The following is a 17,550-nucleotide window of genomic DNA, read 5'->3' as shown; positions in this document are numbered from 1 at the left end:
CACAAATATTAATTATACGATTAATTAATTTCAAGTGATGTCTTATGGAGTCCGACGTAATGACTCAACCTGCGAAAAAGGCGCCGTCGATTAAGCTGCTGTTCAGCGCACTCCTGCTGGTGATGCTGCTCTCGGCGCTGGATCAGACCATTGTCTCCACCGCGCTGCCGACCATCGTCGGTGAGCTGGGCGGGCTGGATAAGCTCTCGTGGGTGGTAACGGCCTATATCCTCAGTTCGACCATCGTGGTGCCGCTGTACGGCAAATTCGGCGATCTGTTTGGCCGAAAAATCGTTCTGCAAATCGCGATTGTGCTGTTTCTTGTAGGGTCCGCGCTGTGCGGTCTGGCGCAGAACATGACCCAGCTGGTGCTGATGCGCGCCCTGCAAGGGCTGGGGGGCGGCGGTCTGATGGTGATCAGCATGGCTGCCGTGGCGGACGTGATCCCGCCTGCCGATCGGGGTCGCTATCAGGGGTTGTTTGGCGGCGTGTTTGGCCTGGCGACGGTGATAGGGCCGCTGATCGGCGGGTTTATCGTTCAGCACGCATCCTGGCGCTGGATTTTCTACATCAACCTGCCGCTGGGGCTGTTTGCCCTGCTGGTGATTGGCGCGGTTTTCCACGGCAGCGCGCGGCGCAGCAAGCATGAGATTGACTACCTGGGGGCGATTTACCTCAGCATGGCGTTGCTGTGCATCATTCTGTTTACCACCGAGGGTGGGACTATCCGCCAATGGAGCGACCCGCAGCTGTGGTGCATTCTGGCCTTCGGCCTGACGGGGATCGCCGGGTTTATCTACGAAGAGCGGCTGGCGTGGGAGCCGATTATCCCGCTGTCGCTCTTCCGCGACCGCAGCTTCCTGCTCTGTAGCCTGATCGGTTTTATTATCGGCATGTCGCTGTTTGGCTCCGTCACTTTCCTGCCGCTCTATTTACAGGTGGTAAAAGACGCCACGCCGACGCAGGCCGGTTTGCAGCTGATCCCCCTGATGGGTGGGCTGTTGCTCACCTCCATTATCAGCGGGCGCATCATCAGCCGTACCGGGAAATATCGTCTGTTCCCGATCCTCGGCACGCTGGTCGGGGTGGTGGGGATGGTGTTACTGACGCGCATTTCAATCACCTCCCCAACCTGGCAGCTGTACCTGTTTACCGGCGTGCTGGGCATGGGGCTGGGACTGGTGATGCAGGTGCTGGTGCTAGCGGTGCAGAACAGCGTGTCAGCCGATCAATACGGCGTCGCGACGTCTGGGGTGACGCTGTTCCGTTCCATTGGCGGGGCGATTGGCGTTGCGCTGTTTGGCGCGGTGTTCACCCATATTCTGCAATCAGGCCTGATCGACAGGCTGCCGGAAGGGGCGGAACTGCCGCGCGAACTTAATCCCGTTGCCATACACCATCTGCCTGATGCCCTGCGTCTGGACTATCTGGATGCGTTCGGCTCGGCGATCCATGCGGTATTCATGCTGGCGGCGGGGATTATGGTGCTGGCGTTTGTGCTGTCGTGGTTTTTGCGCGAAGCGCCGCTGCGTCGGCAGGCGTGAGGGAAGCGGTTCTGCTTGCGCCTGGACTACCGTAGCCTGATGCCCATCGCCCGTGGCGCTACGCTTACCGGGCCTACACTTCGCCCGTTACGTAGGCCGGGTAAGCGCAGCGCCACCCGGCAACAGGCCGCATATAACTTAACCGTCTTACTGATTCCTTTTCGTTTTTTAGCCTGCCGTCTCGTTGTCGATATAGTCTTCAAAACGTCTATCAAAAGGAACTGTCTCGTGAAACTTCGATTGGGTGCGCTTCTCCTGACTGGCCTGCTGCTCGCGGGTTGTGATCAGGGCGTCAATGATGCCAGACACATTAAAGTCGGCGTGATCAATGGCGCTGAGCAGGACGTGGCGGAAGTCGCCAAAAAGGTGGCAAAGGAGAAATACGGTCTGGATGTTGAGCTGGTGGGCTTTAGCGGCTCGCTGCTACCCAACGATGCCACCAACCAGGGCGAACTGGACGCCAACGTCTTCCAGCATCGCCCGTTCCTCGCAGAAGATAACAAGGCGCACAATTACAAGCTGGTCGCCGTGGCCAATACCTTCGTCTTCCCGATGGCGGGTTACTCCCGAAAGATTAAATCGGTCTCTGAGCTGAAGGACGGCGCAACCATTGCGATTCCAAACGATCCCACCAACCTTGGCCGCGCGCTGTTGCTGCTGCAAAAAGAGAAGCTGATTACCCTTAAACCGGATGTTGGGCTGCTGCCAACGGCGCTGGATATTACCGCGAACCCGAAAAACTTACAGATTATGGAGCTGGAAGGGGCGCAGCTGCCGCGCGTGCTGGACGATCCGAAAGTGGATGTGGCCATCATCAGTACCACCTATCTCCAGCAAACGGGGCTTTCTCCGGTACACGACAGCGTCTTTATCGAAGACAAAAACTCACCCTACGTGAATATTGTGGTCACGCGTGAAGAGAACAAAGACGCCGAAAACGTGAAGGAATTTATCCAGTCCTATCAGTCGCCGGAAGTGGCGAAAGCGGCGGAGACCCTTTTTAACGGTGGCGCGGTGCCGGGCTGGTAAGCCCCGGTAAAAAGGCCAGCGCTCCGCTGGCCGTCAAAGCGTTACGCGGGCATCGGTTCGGCTTTCGGGCCACAGAAAACCCTGACCAGACTGTGCGCCGGACGCGCGGGCGCGCGCCAGATCCCGCGAGTTTTCGATGCCTTCTATAAGAATTGATTGCGCGATACCTGCCCTGACCTCCTGTACAAACGGGGCAAGCGGCGCGCGCTCGCGCAGCGCTGAGCGGTCAATTTTCACCCCATCCAGCGGCAGCGCAAGCCGCGCGAACGCCTCCGCCAACTCCCGGGTTAAATCGTCCAGCCAGATTTGCCATCCCGCCTCTTTTAAACGAACAAGCGTGGCATGAAGACGACGTTGCTCATCCTCGCCCAGCCGTGTGATGGTGAGGGGATCCTGAATTTCAATCGTTAACCGCTGCTGATGGCGTAACGCCAGCAACAACCGGATAGCGCGTTCGTTGAGAAGGTGTTCTGCCGGAAGGTTTAGCCAGTAAGCGTCCCGGGCGGGTATCTGTAACAGGGTGTTGGCCTGCCAGAAGAAGATTTGCAGCGCGCTGCGCGAGGGCAGCGAGGCAAACAGCACCTCAAGATTGACGTTATGGATCTCCACGAGAACTTCATGCGCGAACACCTGGCCCGAATGAAGATCGACAAGAGGCTGGAATCGCAGCCCTGAGATACGTTGCAACAGGGGAGAGGGAAGAACGGTATACATGGAACAGCCTTCAGGAAATGAAAAAAGGTTCCCGCGGACACGGGAACAAAAGGCAAACGACACACGGTCAAATTCTTAATTCAGGATCCAGCGAATGCTCTGGTAAAACGAGGGGCCACGCACGGCCTTAAGCTTGTTCATGGCGTTGTTCTTATAAAAGTAAACCAGCCTGACGTTACACCCCAGCTGACGGGCGATTTGCTTGGTTTTGAGATTACAGGAATAGCCGCGCAATACGCTGGCCTCCTCGCTGGACAACCTCGCCGGGGTGCGTAAGCGGGTCGTCATGCCTACGTTGTAACGGCCAGACTCTTGCGGCGTCTGGCTCATCAGTATTTGCCACAGCGCTTTGATATCCCCCAGGGAGACTCTTTTGCTGATGACTCCATCAACATGTTTGAATTTCAAATAGCCGGCGGATAACGAATAGATATAGATCTTCGCCGTCACTTGTTTCTGTTTAATACAGAGAATGTCGTCATTCGTCGTCACCCGGAAATGACGCGTATTCAACGGATCATAAATGATGATATCAAAGAGTTGTTCACTCATAGCAAGTTCTTCGATATGGGTAAATCCATGGAAAATAACGTCGTGTTTTTCATCAGGCTCACGCTTTCCAAGCGATTGCAGGCCAATCATCGTGAATTCGCAGCTGTCAACAACGGCAACGTGAATTGTTTTTTTATTTTGCATTGGCATTCTCCTTTCGCTGAGTAAACAGTCCATATAAGAGAAAATGGCGGTTCGCACTCTCTTATTAAAAGAATAGCGAGCACTTTTTAAATAACGCGATGCGATGGCATCAATGTAAGCCAATACAAACCGTCGAGTAAAGCTGAAGCCAATTATTAGCGGAAGATAAAATTGAAAAATGGTTTTAATGGTATATGCAATTGTTTTAATCTTCTAATAATATTCATGCCAGATTTTTATTCTGTAAATGAGCGGATAATAAGCATCAGAAGGTTGATTAATGGGGTTAATCCACCGTTTTTTCAGTGATTTACTGCTGTTCCTGTAAGAAAAATTGTGATCGTGGCAGGATTATCGACAGGGCTTTATCTGCGAGGGGAAACGGCGTGCAGAATAAAATAGAATTTTTTCTATGAATTTAATGTCCTTGTTCAGATTTTTAAGCCTGAGAAGGATAAAATCCTGGCGCGAAGAGGTTGTGAGTGGTGAGTACATAAACTATTATCATTTTCCTCCGGTCACGAGAATTTAGAAAAGACATGAATAATACTGAACGTATCGTAAGGGTAATGGTGTTTTACAAAATAAATATATTTAAAGAGATAATATTCCGGGCGCTCCAGGATCTTTTACCCGATTACGTACTGAACATTACTCAGGTCGATTCCACAGAACAGGCGCTGGCGGCGGTGGCGGATAATAACGTGGATGTTTTCTTCACTGAATTTAATTATCTGCTTAATCATAAAGAGTGGAGTGCGGAGGTCAGCAGCCGTTTTACATCTTTATGTAAAACCCATCACGTCAGGCGTGTTCTGTTGGTGCCCGAGCTGCCTTACGGGCTGTTAAAAAAAGTTCTGGAGATGAAATTTGAATTAACCATCAGTCAGCAGGATGAATTGACTGAACTGAAAAAGGAATTACCCGCGTTGCTCATGGCGGACGGGCAAAAACCGTCGATCTCTTCGTGGCTCAGGCGGGTAATGCGGTCCGGCTCCCGGGCGCGTTCCATCCTCTCGGCCAGAGAGTGGGAGGTGCTTCATCTTATCGTGGAAGGATTTTCAACGACGGAGATTGCCCGTCATCGAAACCGTTCGGTCAGTACCATTGCGACACAGAAACACAATGCAATGAAAAAGCTGAATCTTTCCAACCACAGCGAACTGATTAAGTATGTGCAAGCGGTTGGAAAGATGGAGGAATAGTTCACATCAGGGATAGATAATATTCAGCGTAGCCGATGTATTGATCTTACCCTGGCTCACCTGGGCGGGCGCCCACACGTAATAGTACGCCGCCATCGGAAGGGTGAAATGTTCGTCCAGCGCCGCGCCAGCCGCCACGCTGAAAATCATCGTGGCGTTGCCACGGCTGGTGGTTGAGGTAGAGAAGGTCACCGGCGTTTGCGGGGCGTCACGTTTTATCAGGCGGAGCCCCACGCCCTGCGCCGCGCTACTGCTGCTGTCGATCAGCACCGAGCTGTCGGTTGAGAGCAGCTGCGTGCTGGACAGAAACATCTCAATTGCCCGATCGGAATTGCCATTAACCCCGACGTTCTGACAGCTCATGTTCAGTGAAAAAGGCGTCAGCCCCGGCTGTGAGGATGCACTGAGCTGGGGAATGCCGAGCGTCGGCAGCGCCACGGTCAGCCCCGCATTATCAAAGGAACAGGTAGTCAGTTTCGGCGCGTATTTGATGATCATCGGTTGACCAAACATATCTCGGTTGTCGTAAGGCCACTTGAACCCGCTGAATAACCACTGCGCTATCTTGATGACCTGATTGATTGGCCAGGTGATGATTTCCCAGATGGATAACCCGCTCATGTCGCTGACGAACAGAACGTCGCTCATGTTCGCCGTATCCCCCGTCAGGGTGGTACCGCTCTGGTTAACGAGGGTGAAGCGAACCGTAAACGGAGTGTTCAGCTCAGACGCCGTATGGCTACCGCTGGCTGACAGGGTTTTATTGGCCGGGGGATTGGTGATCTCCGCCCGCACCATATACTTGTTATTGCTGAACCCGAGGATGGTCGCGTATTTGCTGTCGGTCGAGAGGATCGGCGTGTAAGAAAATTCACTGTTACCCGTCGTACAGTTGAACGAACCGCTGTACTGGGTGCTGAAGCTGCCGGTCCATGTGGGCGTGGCCGGGCTCAGCTTATCCGATAAATCAATGGTAATCGGTGTGCCATAAACGATGCTGCTGCCGGAGCAGGTGGCATAGCTCATCCCGCTAATGCTGGTGAGGAGCAGGAACATGAATGATCGTAACATTTTGATAATCCGTAATTAATGGCAAACCGATGAGGGGCTGTTCAGCCCCCAGGTCGGGGAGGAGATTTCGCACTTTCCGCTGCGGAGATGCACGTTGAGCGCGCGTGGCGGCTGTTCAGCACGGATATACAGTACGCTGGCCTGGCCGACATACCCGACAGATCCACCGTGTTCATCCAGCACTTCAGTGCCAAAGGGCAGCGGTTTGCCGTCGGTGCGCGTCGCATGAAGTACCCATGACTGGCGCTTATCGGTGTCGAAGCGGATATAACTCACCGCCCCGTCGTAAGGAGCCACGTTAGCCATATTGCCGATCACCTCCGCGCCAGCGCTGTTTTCCGTTTCAGTTAACGTAATGGCGTTTTTGCGATACGGGGTGGCGTAAGGGACCAGCGCCACGCCATCGCGGTTCGTCATAATGCTTTCATCGCCGTTCACCATCAGTCCCTCCGCCTTTGGCGCATCGACGATAGTCATGGTTGTGCCGGTTTCGTTTGAGGCGAGAACGTGCCACGGGTAGGCCACCAGGCTTCCGCGCCCGCTGAGCCCGGTCTGGCGGTAGTCGGAGGATTCGCTGTAAGAGCCACCGAGTGTCGCGAAGTTCGAACGGTACGCGGCGTTAACGCTTGCCGCATTTTTACCCCCACGCGCATTACTGCCGGAGAGGGTATAGCTCAGGCGGTTCGACGCCAGCGCGTTCCCGCTCATGCTGATATTGCTCTGTTCGTAATGCGAATCGCTGGCCGTCAGGCTGGAGGTGATCCACGCATTATTATCAAACAGCGAGAACGGCAGGCTGAGGGAGAGGTAAAGGCGCGTCTCTTCTTCACTGTCCCTGTTCCGTACCCGGCTGGCCGACAGGGTATAGCTGGCGCGGCCGATGGCGTTGGAATAGCCCATCTGATATTCGCGCGTGGTTTGCTGTGAGTTCCAGTAATCGCGCTGTGTGCCGGAGACAAACACCGTGCCCCAGTTATTGAGCAGGCGCTGATTAAGGTTAAGCGTAAAGGTATTCTTGGGCTGCGCCGCGCGCAGGGCGTCCCAGGTGCTTAGCGACATGTCGGGCGCAACGCCAAACCGATCTTCATAGTCGTCGTACTGCGCTCTCAGGCGCTGATACCCTTCGCGCGAATAGAGCGCGTCGCTGAAGCTGTAATAGCCTTTAGTGGAATAGCGATAGGCCGCCAGGGTGAAGTTGGTGGCGGTGGTATCGATAAATTTGCTGTACGACACGCGATAACTCTGACCGCTGCTGGTGCGATCCTGTAGGGTGGTTTTGGCGTGGGTGACATCAAACGAAACCGCGCCAAACGGAAGGTTCCACCCGGTACCGACAAGCCCGGCCTGGTAGTTATCGCTAATAATCGTCCCGGTATACCCGGTGATGAGGTTATTAAACCCGTAGCGCAGCGTGGCCTGCATGAATGCGGGTTCGGCATCGAGCGTGTTCTGATGCACTTTACCCGCCACTACGCTGTACTGGCTCACCCCTTCTTTTAGCATCCCGGGCACGGCGGAAAACGGCACCGTGAAGGACTGCTGTGAACCGTCCGCTTCACGCACCACCACCAGCAAATCGCCCGCGGACCCGGTAGGTTGAATGCTGTCGAGGGTAAACTGGCCCGGCGGCACGTTCTCCTGATAGATCACGTTGCCATTCTGGATAACTTTCACCAGGGCGTTCGTCCGTGCCACGCCGTGAACCACCGGTGAAAAACCCTGCTGTGAATTTGGGCGCATCTTCATATCCGACGCCAGCGACACGCCGCGCACGCGCAGGGAATCAAACAGATCGCCAGGAATATAAAAGTCACCCAGCGTCAGGTTGGATTTCAGCGAGGCCAGGGGACGGCGCAGGTAGCGGGTATTATTCTGCCAGCTACTCTCTCCGCTGGCGGTTTTCCGCCAGGCGCTGCTGTCGCGAAACTGCCAGCCGAACAGGTTGGCGCCGGAATCCAGCCCGGCATAAAAATCATCATTTGTGTCTTTCGCAGTGCCTTTCGCGCGGGTGTTGTACCAGGTCGTGTTCCACGAGAGCATCAGCGCCGGGATCCCCTCGTCCCAGAACTGGGGGGCAATGTAACCTTCTTCAGTACGCTGCACGGCCGCCTGCGGAACGGTAAGCGCCAGACTCAGGGTGCTGGTATCGGTTTTGACTTCACCGCCCTGAACCAGATCGCGCAGCTGGACCTGCCCGTGCGCAATGGCGGGCGCAGGCACGGACGTGGTGTTGATGCCCAGCGACCGGGCATCTTTCCAGGCAAGGCGGATGTCGTCACGCTGCTCGCCGTAGATGACGGTATAACGTCCCTTCCAGCTGCCGTTTACGTAGATATCCATCTCCTGACTGCCGGCAGGCATGGCGTTGTTTTCGGAAAAGCGAGACAGATCGGACTCACCGGATGCGCCAGCAAGCAGGGAGGGATCAAACGAGACGGCCCCTGATTTATGCGAAAGCAGAAGCGTGCAGACTGCCAGCAGACAGAGTCTGTTTTGTTTCATTTTCATGGTGAGTCTTTCCGATCACTGACTGGTGAAAGTCCGGGTTTTATACGCGCCAAGATCGTCCACATACATCAGCTGGAAGGTCTGTCCGCGCTTAACCGTATTTTTGGCGGCGACCGTCAGCTGCCCAAACGGGGAAACCATCGGGGACTCCTGGAGCAATTTCGTTTTACCCAGCGAAATATTGGCGACCGTAATATGGAACGGACTGTTATTTGTAATGCGAAAGCGATCGCCGTCGGCGGCGAGCGTCAGTTTCGCCACCGCGTCATCCAGCGTGCCTTTCAGCGCAGCGGGCCGATAAAAAAGTTTGATACGGGATTTAATCGCCAGCTGAACGGTATTCTGGTTTTGCAGATTTTCAGGTCTGGGCGGAATGTCGAGGACATTCAGGAAAAAGACGGATTCGCGATCCGCAGGCAAGCTGGACGGCAGCTTTTTAATACGAAGCTGTTGACCATTATGTTCGTTAACCTTTATCACCGGCGGCGACAACAGAAACGGCACATTGGCTGTTTCCGGCGTGGAATTAATATCACCGTCATCTATCCAGGATTGTACCAGAGCCGGCGCATCGCCCGTATTCATTAACTGGACGATCACCTCTTTGTTATTTTCAGGATAAAGGACACGGGTGCCATTAATGACAATATTGGCCCATGAGTGACCCGTGCTTAGCAGTAAGCCTGCCAGCAAAATTGCCTTGCGCATGATTGCAACCTTAAATACAGGCTCTGCGAAAACAGAGCCTGAATAATCACTATTACAGGTAGGAAATGGTATACGTTACGTTGGAGCTTAACTCGCCCACGGTGGCGGCAGCGGCGTTTGTTTTATAGTAATAAACGTCCAGCGTCAGCGTTTCGGAATCTGGCGCGGTCGCTGTACCCATAATATTTGTCGTGTAAGGCTGGTTCAGGGTAATAGGCGTAGACGAACCTGGCTCCACTAACGCAAAGCCGACATTACGTGCCACGCTGGCATCGCTTTCGTTCACGCTGTTATTCAGCAGGTATTTACCGTCAGTGGAAATATTATCCGCGCTGGAGAAATAAACTTTCAGAGGGGTACCGGTCGTTCCGGCTGCTGGTGAGCAACCAGAGAATGTCAGCGCAATAGATTTTTTATTTCGGGTGATCAGGCCAACCGTGGTGCCCGCATCTTTTACCGAAATAGGGGAAAGCGCAACGGTAAAGTCCGCGCTTTTACCGCCGTTAATGGTACAGGTTGTATCGGTAATAGCGCCGGTAAAGTTAATGATACCACCCGCCGAATTGTCTGCGGCCACTGCGCTGGTAGAGGCAATAGCGGCGGCCAGCAGTGATACGGTCATGATCGATTTGAACATGATAAACTCCATGAAGATTTGTGTTATTTAAAATGAATGTTAATCGGCTACACATGTCCCTGATGTACCGGCTAGACGCATGGCGACTCGGGAGAATGCTTTGACGATATTATGTTGCACTAAAAAAGTACATAACAAAACATTATTCCAAAAAATTCTAAAGTTTAAGATTATAATCTTGTCAGTATGTTTTTTTTAATGTTTTAACCTAAATGCGTTGGTTCGAAGATTTTTATTAATGCTTTAATAATCGTTAATTAATGAAGCTTTATGAATTCATCTCTCAATTAATATCACGCGACTTGACCACACAAACTTTAGACTTATTATTGCCTGGCAAATGCACAAAAATTTAACAATGGCGTAATAATAATATGAAGTATCTCATTGATCTTACAATGCTTTATGAAGTCGACACCGGTATGATCATGATTAATGGAGAGGAAGAGTCATCCATTAAGTTATCTAACCAGGCGGGTCGTCTGCTTTATGAACTTATCATCAATAATGGTAAAACACTCGACAGAGACGACCTGATAAAGAAGGTCTGGGAGGATCATGGTTTCTCTGGTTCTTCGGTGAGTCTGAATGTTGCCATAAGTGAAATCAGAAAAGCATTTCGTACATTAGGCTGCGACCCTTTACTGATAAAAACGATACGTGGCAAGGGATTTAGCCTTGCCGCGCATATTGAACACCACACGGTCAGGCCGCCGGTTATTTCAACGCTTAGCGAAGAATCTGCTTCTGAAGCATTCGATACGCTAGCGCATAAGAAAGATGCCGATCCGCCTAAACAAATAATATCGCTGCACAGACTCTTTATTTCTCTCTGCACGTTATTACTAATTATTGTTACCGGCACCGCTGTTTTACTGTTGCACCAGCGGGATTCCTATGCCGAGAGCCTGAAAGATTCTGATATGCATCTGCTCGGTAAAGTGGACAGGTGTACGATATACCTGATCGATAAGAATATGTATCAGCCGCGACAGCACTACTTTAATCACGTAAAAGAGGTCATCGCCAGTCAACATATCGACTGTCAACATCAGGTTGCAGATGCTTACTATTCCAGGTTTAAAAAGTCGCAGATAGAAAATTATTTCCTGGCCATCTGTTATCAGCAGGACAGTATCGACGATTATAAGAACTGCATTTCTTACAGAAGCCTGACCGGGAGTTAAAATATGTCAAGGACTAAAATGAGTGTACTGTTCAGTATCGTACTGGCGCTGTCTGTCATCGCGTTGTTATGGGTCTATTTTATCAGAACGCAGGATGAGGGGTTTGGCTGCCAGTCAGATACCATTTCCTGGAAAACCTATTCCACGGGTGAGTCAACCGATATGTCGCTAACCACGCTTTTCCTGTTTAACAACAAAGATGTTGTGACGGTTATTCATAAAGGCGTACTCAAGAAAGAGGGCAAAAGCTACCTGATTGACAGAAATTACACGCTCAGCGTGGAAAAGGTCGACGGCAGCAATATCTTTTATATTAAGGATAAAAAGCTGAATAAATCTGAAGATGATGCGGCGCCGGATGGCGTTGTAAACGAAATGTTACTTGATAATATCAACTTCTTCTATATTACCAGCGTAAAAAAACATGCGTGGTTAATTAAGGGGCTGGTGTTGCCTGTAATGATGTGTGTAGCTGTCCCGACGTCCTGATATTTCTCTTTATTGAAAAATCGATATTTATCTATTACTCGGGAAATTGAGTAATTTACTCAATACGTAACAATAAGATACGAGAAATTTATTTATATTTTTATTGTTACTCTCCGTCGAGTGAATTTTTCTGTATTGCCTCGTTATTTTGCGGCTGTCTATACTCCGCCTCGAAAAAGGGGCTCCCCTTTTTATACACGTGGATTCTTTTTTGAAGGACTAAATAAATGAACAAACTGAACGCTATCGTTCTGGGCTCCCTGCTGTCTGTTTCTGCCCTGAGCGCAGTTAATGCAGCTGAAACGACGGCTTCTGCCACCTGGCAGGCAACCGCGACCAAAGACAGCGAATCCGATCTGGTTGTTACGCCAACGCGTGCTTTGAACTTCGTTTACAGCGCCAATACCAAATCTTTCAACACCGATACCGGTCTGTTTGATGTGGCTATCCGTGGCGATCACTCTACGGCGACCAGCTTCAAACTCGAAGCTATCCTCGACGATTCAAACAACACGCTGTTCAGCGTGGGTGGTGAAGCGACCAAGCTGAAAGTGGGTGCGCGTTGGGGCGGTAACGACCTGGGCTCTATCGGTGGCACCGTGGGGGCGAAATCGACCGCATGGACCACGCTGGTTGATTCTTCTTCTAACACCGGCGTCTCTTCTGGCCTGTGGAACCTGACCACCAGCGCAGGCGCGGCGGCAGATACCGAAATTACCGGCCAGGACAAATTCGTCTTCTACGTTGACTCCGCTCAGGACAACGCGGGTACTGCGAAAGAGTTCAAAGACCTGACCAACAGCCTGTGGGAAGGGACCGTGTCTGTTGCGTTCCGCGCAACCTGGGGCTAAGGCCTGATCGATCCAGGGGCGCAAGCCCCTGTTTAGGGAAATAGCATGTTTAACCTCAAATCCACCTTCTTATTTTTATTATTTATCTCTTCCTCCGCGCTGGCCATTAATGTGGGAAAAGTCACCACCATTATTTCTGCGGATGCTGACTCCACCGCCAAGGAAATAAAAAACGAAGCAGACAGCGTGCGTATTGTTTCTGTTCGCGCACAGCGGATCAGCAGCCCAATGGATGAAGGGATCGTCATTAATCCGGAGAAAGTGGACGAACTGTTGCTGACGCCCACGCGCATGGTGATGCCCGCCGGTACCAGCAATATCGTCAAATTTTACTATCACGGGAACGCCGATAACAAAGAGCGTTACTACCGCATTACCTTCACGGATGAAGGGGTAAGCGAAGAGGTGGACAGCGGTTCGCCAAAAAACGGCACCGGGATGACGCGTGCGGTGGTGAGCACCATTCTGGTGGTTCAGCCCCGGGATAAGAAGATTGATTTCGTCTATGTGGCGGGAAAAATAACCAATAAAGGGAACACCTCGTTTCGCGTCAATGCGACCGGGACCTGCCTGAAGCCTAATCCGGAATCCCCCGGCACGCCGTGTAGCAAAAACTTCTACCTGATGCCAGAGACCTCGCGCGCTATCGAGGATATCAACGTTACGGATAACCATTTTCATCTCGGAATATGGGACCTGAAACAGTTCATTCCTGTTAAGTAAGGATGCATGGTGAAAAATAAATTAGTGTTGCCGGTGATGATGGCTTGCGCATCCGGCACGCTGCCCGCGCTTGCGCTTGCGCATGCAGCCTCAAGCTCCGTGGTTATCGCTAATTACCGTTTTCCCGACTCGCTTTATGCACTGCTGGAGCAGGGGATCAAAATTCCCGTCTATCTGGTGAATACGCGTCCACACTCAGCACAACAAGGGAACCACGAAGGCACGGCGAGCGAATATGTTCGTATCGGTGACGTGACGCTCTTTGCAAAAGATCTGAAGCTGGGGCTGAGGGATGTTCAGGTCCAGGAGTCTGATAACGGCATTCGTCTGTCAAAAGAGATGCGGGCGTTACTGCAAAGCATTAACGATAAGCAGTTTGATGACCAGATGCGTATTCCGGTTAGCGCGGGTTCGGCGTTCGAACTGGATCAGAAAAAAATGCGCCTGTTGCTGAATCTGTCGCAGAGCGACTACGGGGTGAATATTCGCCCGCGTGAGGTGGACATTGATGCGCCGGAGTCTGACGACCTGAGCGGCACTTTCTCCTACAACCTCGGAGCGTATCACACCGAGAGCGGCTACGGTGACAGCTGGTCGTCGGGCTATCTGAACGCGAGAAACTGGATCTCAATGGGCGTCGATCATGTCCTGATCGACGGCTCTGGCTACGTCAACGAGAACAGCAGCGATACCCAGATGAACGCGGTTATGTGGGAGCGCGACTATCAGGGGATGCGCTACGCCGCGGGCATGCTGAACGGCTGGGCGATGCAGTCTCTGGCGAGCGTCAGCGGGATTTCCGGCGGTGAAGTCTACGGCGTTTCCATGGGCAACCAGGCCAACTCCCGCAAGCGCGATAACACGCTCTCTCTGACGCCGGTGGTGGTCTATTTTCCCACGGCGGGCGAGGCCCGTATTCGTCGTGACGGGCAGCTTATCGGCATTCAGCGCTTTGACGTCGGCAACCATGAAATTGACACCAGCAGCCTGCCCTACGGGATCTACAGCGTCGAAGTTGAAGTGGTGAGCGGAAGCCGCACCGTGTCGCGCAGCATGTACACCGTAAATAAACCGTTCTCCAGCAACGTGTCGGAAACGCTGCGCTGGCAGATGTGGGGCGGGATGTATAGCCGCGATAAATCCGTCGTCAATTATAAAAAATACGCGAAACGCAAAAACGAGCAGGATAACACCTACTACTACGATTACGACACCAAACATAAAGACACCATGTCGCTGGTGGGAGCCTCGTTCAGCAAGCGCAGCGGGATGGTCGACTGGAACGCCTCTACCTACATGATGCGGGAACACATCGTCAGCGAGCTGTGGGCCTCCCTGAACCTGACGGGCTATTTCTCGGTGAATACCCAGACCATGGCCGCCTCCGACGGAACGTATCGCGCCAACTATGGGGCGAATCTCAGCCTGCCGTGGCAGATCGGCTCGGTGTGGTACTCCCATGAACAGCTCTCCAGCGGCAAGTTCCTGGATATCTATGAGAGCAAGGGCAACACCTGGGGTGCCTCCTTTAGCCTGCCGTCATTCGGCCTGCCCTCGGCAGGCAACCTGAGCCTGATGCGCCAGGAGGACGACCTCTATCGCTATAAACGCTATCAGCTGGACTACTCCCAGGGGTTATACGCCGGTCGCTACGGTACGGCGCGCCTGCGGGTGGGGATGTCGCGCAACAAATACGACGGGTATTACGAAGAGAAAGATCGTTACGTGATGCTCGATTTCGCCATACCGCTCGGCAATACCGTGTCGGTTGGCGTTTCCCACAATCGCGATACCGGCACAGCGCTGAACGTCAGCGCCAGCCGCCAGTTTGAGGGCGATTACCTGAAATCGGCCACCGCCAACGTCTCGAAAGCCTTTAACAGCCGCCAGGATCGCAGCGTAAGCGGCGGCGGCAGCGTGAACTTCGACACGCCGTGGAACAGCAACATCCTCAGCGTCCAGAGCGGCATGAGTAAAGGCTGGAACTCCACGCTGACCAGTGACGGCAGCGTGGGCTGGTCCAAAGAGGCCATCGCCGCCGGGAAAGGCACCGAAAGCGCAGGGGTGATTGTCAGTACCGGTCTCAAATCTGATGAAGCGCTGACCCTGAAGCTTAACGGCCGGGCAGAACGCATCAAAGGGGATAAGACCTGGCTGTCGCTGCCGGCATACCAGGCTTATGACCTGGAAGTGATGAACAGTGAAACCGGTACGGAAAGCTATGAGATTGGCGCGAATGCGCGTCGCCATATCACGGTTTATCCGGGTAATACCGTGGTGATGAAGCCGCAGGTGAAGAAAATCGTCACCCTGTTTGGTCGTCTTGTGGATGCAAACGGGGCCCCGGTTGGCGCCATGCAGATCAAAAACCACGTCGGGCTGACCCGGACGGAAAACGACGGACGCTTCGTGATCGACGTTGATAAGAACAACCCTGTCCTGAGTATCGCCACGCCGGACGACAGCGTCTGCGAAGTGCGCCTGGACATCGAGTCTAACCGCGGTGCGCTGTGGCTCGGGGACATCTCCTGCGACAAAGGCGATTTCGTCTGGCAGGAAGCAAAAGGAACGCAGGAACGTGACGATGAAAAAGATATTCGCTCTTAATTTACTGCTGATGAGCGCGGCGGCCCAGGCGCAGGAGCTGCCCTATTTAGCCATTAATAACCCGGACAATAACGGTACGGGAAACAGCGCGGGGCTGTTTAGTCTGAACAGCACGTCGACCGCGTTTTTACACGGTTCGCGCGAGTGGCCGACCCTGAGTGCGAAAACGAATAACGGTATTGCCACTTACATCCCGGACAACAGCTACAGCGGTCCGGCAGGCAGCGCGCTGACCATCGACTTTTCGGTGACCGGTTCCAGCGCCTCTCCGTTCTTCAAAGGGACGGCGTGTTCCTCGTCCTGCGGCAACACGGGGTACACCCCGACGACCAGCTATACCGACACGTCGATGGTGGTTAAGCCGCCGGTGATGGAGCCCGGCACGTCATACGGGCGCTGGGTACTGGGCGATCCGTTCTTTAACTATCTGCTCAACGCCGCGCCAGGGGATGAAGTGACCATCACCTCCACGCCGCAAATCAGCTCCATCAACAAAGTGACCACCACCAATACGCTTCACAAGGTGGGCACGCTGACCATGACCAACGCCAGGGCGCTTAACCTGGGGATTGACCCGATCAGCGGTGAGGTGACGATTGTCGATGGATCAACGGGGGCCACCTGCACCAAATACACCCGCAACACGGTCTCTGGCGTCCTGTGCGACCTGCTCGAATACACGTTTGTTGGGGAGGATATCTCCGGTTACAACGGGGGGCTGGCGCTCACCTCTTCCCGCGTCAACAGCGTGCTGCAATCGCACATGAGCGGCGGCACCGGGCTTGCCGCCGAGCTGACCTTCGATGAAAACACCTGGTACAGTATCTCCGGCGGTATCCTGAGCGATACGCGTGTCCTGGCGAACACCTTCCTTGCAGCGCCGCAGAAAAACGGCGGCAAAGCGTCCCTTAAAATCTTTTTGCCGAAAGCGTTAATTCTGAGCGTGGCGCAGGCGGGGGACGGCAGCAACATTGGCAATATCGTCAGCCTGTGTCTGACGCCCGGCAACAGCTCGCTGGCAGCGGATTTCTGCTTCCAGCCGGGGGGCGGCCTGGTGATTAACCCTATCGAGCCCGGGCTGGAGATTGTGCCAGACAACCCGGATTACACCCTCGATCCTGACGGTCTGGGCGGCTCCGGGAAAGGTATTATCGGCGAAGCGCCCATTGAGATCCCCTACACCATCACCTACAGCGGGGCGCAAAAAGATGCGGCGATTGCGGTCACGGTAAAAGTAACCGGGCCTACCCAAAGCCTGAATGGGGTGGACTACTGCGCCTTTAGCGGCAACGGCTTCACGGTTCCCATTCCGGGCAACGTGCTGGTGGGGAAAAGCCAGACGCTGATGGCGCACAACTGTAAAGGCGAAGTACTGTCGATCCCGGCGCCGGCCACCCATGCGGAAGAGTGGGACAAAATGAGTTCCGGCGTGACCGATATGTGGCTCTGGAAAACACCGCTGATCCTCCAGTTCGTTATGGATAATCCGGTATCGAAAACCACCTATGACGGAAATAGCTGGTTTGGCGAAGTGACCGCGCAGGGAAGAATAGATGTTAGCGCATCCTGGAATTAATCAAC

Annotated in this window: 15 protein-coding genes; 9 read left to right on the top strand and 6 right to left on the bottom strand. The window is 53.3% G+C overall.

Translation table 11 applies throughout. The features are described 5' to 3' along the window. Nucleotides 1-44 precede the first annotated feature (44 nt). Nucleotides 45-1,544: an MDR family MFS transporter gene (locus ACOTYH_RS17110; protein ID WP_421637838.1), complete on the top strand. Its 1,500-nt coding sequence runs from the start codon at nucleotides 45-47 to the stop codon at nucleotides 1,542-1,544. Nucleotides 1,545-1,772: 228 nt separating this feature from the next. Then, the gene (gene nlpA, locus ACOTYH_RS17105; protein ID WP_213774926.1) at nucleotides 1,773-2,573 is read left to right on the top strand and encodes a lipoprotein NlpA; all 801 of its coding nucleotides are present in this window, start codon (nucleotides 1,773-1,775) and stop codon (nucleotides 2,571-2,573) included. Between the two features lie 33 nt (nucleotides 2,574-2,606). Here the strand turns inward: nlpA and ACOTYH_RS17100 are convergent, their stop codons facing one another. Together ACOTYH_RS17100 and ACOTYH_RS17095 are read right to left on the bottom strand one after the other, a co-directional pair. Next, nucleotides 2,607-3,287, bottom strand: coding sequence for an EAL domain-containing protein (locus ACOTYH_RS17100; protein WP_032646710.1), 681 nt, complete (start codon nucleotides 3,285-3,287; stop codon nucleotides 2,607-2,609). Nucleotides 3,288-3,362: 75 nt separating this feature from the next. Continuing rightward, nucleotides 3,363-3,983: a LuxR C-terminal-related transcriptional regulator gene (locus ACOTYH_RS17095; protein ID WP_015570093.1), complete on the bottom strand. Its 621-nt coding sequence runs from the start codon at nucleotides 3,981-3,983 to the stop codon at nucleotides 3,363-3,365. Nucleotides 3,984-4,552: 569 nt separating this feature from the next. On the opposite strand from ACOTYH_RS17095, the gene ACOTYH_RS17090 reads away from it, so the two are divergent. Then, nucleotides 4,553-5,188: a LuxR C-terminal-related transcriptional regulator gene (locus ACOTYH_RS17090; protein ID WP_015570092.1), complete on the top strand. Its 636-nt coding sequence runs from the start codon at nucleotides 4,553-4,555 to the stop codon at nucleotides 5,186-5,188. A gap of 6 nt (nucleotides 5,189-5,194) precedes the next feature. Here the strand turns inward: ACOTYH_RS17090 and ACOTYH_RS17085 are convergent, their stop codons facing one another. From ACOTYH_RS17085 to ACOTYH_RS17070, 4 genes are read right to left on the bottom strand one after another with little or no spacing between them, the layout of a single operon-like run. After that, nucleotides 5,195-6,259, bottom strand: a complete 1,065-nt coding sequence (locus ACOTYH_RS17085; RefSeq protein WP_032668888.1) for a fimbrial protein — start codon at nucleotides 6,257-6,259, stop codon at nucleotides 5,195-5,197. A 15-nt stretch (nucleotides 6,260-6,274) separates the two neighbouring features. Then, a complete protein-coding gene (locus tag ACOTYH_RS17080) occupies nucleotides 6,275-8,767 on the bottom strand; it encodes a fimbria/pilus outer membrane usher protein (RefSeq protein WP_032668887.1) in 2,493 nt (830 codons plus the stop codon). A 15-nt stretch (nucleotides 8,768-8,782) separates the two neighbouring features. After that, on the bottom strand, nucleotides 8,783-9,475 hold the full coding sequence (locus ACOTYH_RS17075; RefSeq protein WP_015570089.1) for a fimbrial biogenesis chaperone: 693 nt from the start codon (nucleotides 9,473-9,475) through the stop codon (nucleotides 8,783-8,785). A gap of 52 nt (nucleotides 9,476-9,527) precedes the next feature. Further along, nucleotides 9,528-10,112: a fimbrial protein gene (locus ACOTYH_RS17070; RefSeq protein WP_017383657.1), complete on the bottom strand. Its 585-nt coding sequence runs from the start codon at nucleotides 10,110-10,112 to the stop codon at nucleotides 9,528-9,530. A 374-nt stretch (nucleotides 10,113-10,486) separates the two neighbouring features. Here ACOTYH_RS17070 and ACOTYH_RS17065 point away from each other — a divergent pair, with 374 nt between their 5' ends. From ACOTYH_RS17065 to ACOTYH_RS17040, 6 genes are all read left to right on the top strand, one after another. Beyond that, nucleotides 10,487-11,299 (top strand): winged helix-turn-helix domain-containing protein, encoded by an 813-nt coding sequence (locus ACOTYH_RS17065; RefSeq protein ID WP_015570087.1) that lies wholly within the window; start codon nucleotides 10,487-10,489, stop codon nucleotides 11,297-11,299. A gap of 18 nt (nucleotides 11,300-11,317) precedes the next feature. After that, entirely contained in the window at nucleotides 11,318-11,788 is a 471-nt protein-coding gene (locus ACOTYH_RS17060) for a hypothetical protein (RefSeq protein WP_163371352.1), read from the top strand. A 227-nt stretch (nucleotides 11,789-12,015) separates the two neighbouring features. Beyond that, complete coding sequence (locus tag ACOTYH_RS17055) at nucleotides 12,016-12,639, top strand: common pilus major fimbrillin subunit EcpA (RefSeq protein WP_003860995.1); 624 nt, start codon at nucleotides 12,016-12,018, stop codon at nucleotides 12,637-12,639. 45 nt (nucleotides 12,640-12,684) lie between these two features. Beyond that, nucleotides 12,685-13,362: a pilus assembly protein gene (locus tag ACOTYH_RS17050; RefSeq protein ID WP_015570085.1), complete on the top strand. Its 678-nt coding sequence runs from the start codon at nucleotides 12,685-12,687 to the stop codon at nucleotides 13,360-13,362. Nucleotides 13,363-13,368: 6 nt separating this feature from the next. After that, nucleotides 13,369-15,969, top strand: coding sequence for a CS1-pili formation C-terminal domain-containing protein (locus ACOTYH_RS17045; protein ID WP_047062541.1), 2,601 nt, complete (start codon nucleotides 13,369-13,371; stop codon nucleotides 15,967-15,969). Next, nucleotides 15,947-17,545 (top strand): hypothetical protein, encoded by a 1,599-nt coding sequence (locus ACOTYH_RS17040; RefSeq protein ID WP_032672168.1) that lies wholly within the window; start codon nucleotides 15,947-15,949, stop codon nucleotides 17,543-17,545. Before ACOTYH_RS17045 ends, ACOTYH_RS17040 begins: the two co-directional genes overlap by 23 nt. Nucleotides 17,546-17,550: the final 5 nt, after the last annotated feature.

Source organism: Enterobacter cloacae complex sp. SHL001 (assembly GCF_049236825.1).
Classification (GTDB): domain Bacteria; phylum Pseudomonadota; class Gammaproteobacteria; order Enterobacterales; family Enterobacteriaceae; genus Enterobacter; species Enterobacter hormaechei_C.
This window is presented reverse-complemented; position numbering and strand designations above follow the sequence as displayed.